The sequence below is a fragment of the Massilia sp. DJPM01 genome (assembly GCF_030348125.1).
In the GTDB taxonomy this organism is placed as follows: Bacteria; Pseudomonadota; Gammaproteobacteria; order Burkholderiales; family Burkholderiaceae_D; genus Telluria_A; species Telluria_A frigida.
The window spans coordinates 1-1,954 of record NZ_JAQOZV010000151.1 but is presented as its reverse complement, the minus strand read 5'-3'; the positions used below and the strand labels follow the sequence as shown (position 1 = coordinate 1,954).

Genomic DNA, 1,954 nt, shown 5'->3' with positions numbered 1-1,954 from the left:
TATCGTGACTACGATCCGCAGACCGGGCGGTATATCCAGAGCGACCCAATCGGTCTTGGTGGCGGCATCAACACGTACGGCTATGTAAATGGCGATCCTGTTGCATTGTTGGATTTCTTGGGACTAAAACCAGGAGATTTATTTGAATCACAGGATGACGCTGCGATAGATGCGGCAAATTTCGCGCGGAGCAAAGCCGTTCAAATTGTCGAGTATGGCGGATGGATTTACTCTAAAACGGTTAATGGAGTTACTTGTTACACTTACGATTACAGTGCCGGTAACGATAAGGGGATTCCAGGTCTGGCAGAAAAAAGACCTCAAAGTGGCAGCAGCGTTTGGCACACTCATAACAAATGGGGAATACCATCAATCGATTCGGCGAATGAAAATTTTTCGGGAAATCCGCGAATAGAAAATTCCGGTGATCGGCGCTTCGGGAAAACTCAGAATGTGCCTGTTTATTTGAATACGCCATCTGGCAAAAACAAAGTTTGGAATCCAGTTACAGAAAAAGAACGAGTTTTGCCAAAGCGCAATCCACTGCCATGTAAATGCAAATGATTGGATGATTTGATGAAAGTTATTGTTTTTTTAATGGTCATGCTGTCAGGTTTTTCTTATGGGATGAAGGTTGAGCCGGGTCCTAAAGTAGATGAAGTTTCACTTCAGGAACTACTCCAAATGCCAGAAAAATTTCACCTAAATAAAATTAGGGTATATGGATATTTATCTCTTCAATCGGGAAATTACTCGCTAATGACGGAAGGATGCTCGCGCTCTGGAATGTTGCCACGGGGGACGATATTGATTGAGCTTGCTCCGACCAGAAAAAGAATAACGTCCAATGCAGACGGGGCTGAAATGGTGAAGCAATTGAAAAAATATATTCGTTTTCATCAAAAATGTGTGTGGGTAACGGGGATTTTTGATAAAACTCTTTCGGGAGGATGGAGTGTGCGGGCAGGCGGTTTGAAAGAAATTACAGCGATAACAGTAAGAACCGAACGTTCAGAGAAAATTATGCAAGCATCTCCATGACCAATCACTTCACAAGCCATACACTACAACTACCATCGGGATTACGATCCGCAAACGGGGCGGTATATACAAAGCGATCCCATTGGGCTACGAGGTGGGATAAATACTTACGGATATGTACTTGGTAACCCGGTTAGTTTGAGCGATCCAACAGGTCGCGCTGTAGCAGCAGCCCCTGTGGTTGCAGGCGTTGGTACATTATTATGTATATTTACGCCAGGTTGTATGGACGCGCTTAGGAAGGTAGCGAAGAAAATTGTTGATGCATGTAAGAACTCTGGCAATGGGGACACAAACGAGGGAAGAGGATCCACAGAACACGGGGATCAGCGTGCCGATGAAGCAACCAGTGACGCTAATCGTCAGGTTGGTGACCGAGACAAGGTTGTTGAAAATGGCCGTAAGTACATTGATGACCACACCGGGAATACGGTCCACGTTGATGGGGATAGAGTCGTGATAACAGATCCCAATGGGAATTTCGTGACGCAATTTAAGAACCCTAGAAAGAATACAAATAGTAGAGTAGACGAGGGACGCTGGATCCCCGTCAATAATTGGTAACCATAATGGAAATTTTTAGAGAAATCATGATTTGGAAGCGTCTTGACGACGTATCGGCCGTTAGGTACTCGTGCCTGAATGATCTGCAAAATGCTAAATTTGCTGTGCAATGCGCCGATTTTTTCCGGTTGCCTTTAGAAGGGCACACGGTAACTGAATTCGCAAGGCAATTCGCTGCGCTTTTTATTGAAGTTTCCCCACATGAGCGGTGCTCTTGGTTCGATTCGCTTGAAGAAGCAATAAGCGATCATGAGCACGAATTCTCGTGAGGAAATCAGAAAATGATACCTAGGGAAGTGCTGATTTAATCGGTTTTTCACACTTCTGCCACGCTTAAGCCATTGATTTA

4 protein-coding genes are annotated in these 1,954 nt (G+C 44.7%); 3 read left to right on the top strand and 1 reads right to left on the bottom strand.

What is annotated here, in order from left to right:
* The 3 genes from PO883_RS34265 to PO883_RS34995 all read left to right on the top strand — a co-directional run.
* On the top strand, positions 1 to 564 hold a 564-nt coding region (locus PO883_RS34265; RefSeq protein ID WP_289313772.1), incomplete at its 5' end, for an RHS repeat-associated core domain-containing protein.
* Between the two features lie 12 nt (positions 565 to 576).
* Positions 577 to 1,041 carry a hypothetical protein gene (locus tag PO883_RS34260; RefSeq protein ID WP_289313771.1) on the top strand — a complete coding sequence of 155 codons (465 nt, stop codon included), beginning with the start codon at positions 577 to 579 and terminating at the stop codon, positions 1,039 to 1,041.
* A gap of 3 nt (positions 1,042 to 1,044) precedes the next feature.
* Positions 1,045 to 1,605 carry an RHS repeat-associated core domain-containing protein gene (locus PO883_RS34995; RefSeq protein ID WP_373890138.1) on the top strand — a complete coding sequence of 187 codons (561 nt, stop codon included), beginning with the start codon at positions 1,045 to 1,047 and terminating at the stop codon, positions 1,603 to 1,605.
* Between the two features lie 134 nt (positions 1,606 to 1,739).
* Here the strand turns inward: PO883_RS34995 and PO883_RS34250 are convergent.
* A partial coding sequence (locus PO883_RS34250) for a hypothetical protein (RefSeq protein WP_289313770.1) occupies positions 1,740 to 1,954 on the bottom strand: 215 nt, incomplete at its 5' end.

What these genes read in the sequence shown, in the direction of transcription:
- PO883_RS34260 (WP_289313771.1), top strand. Translation starts at nt 577, where the DNA reads ATGAAAGTTATTGTTTTTTTAATGGTCATGCTGTCAGGTTTTTCTTAT.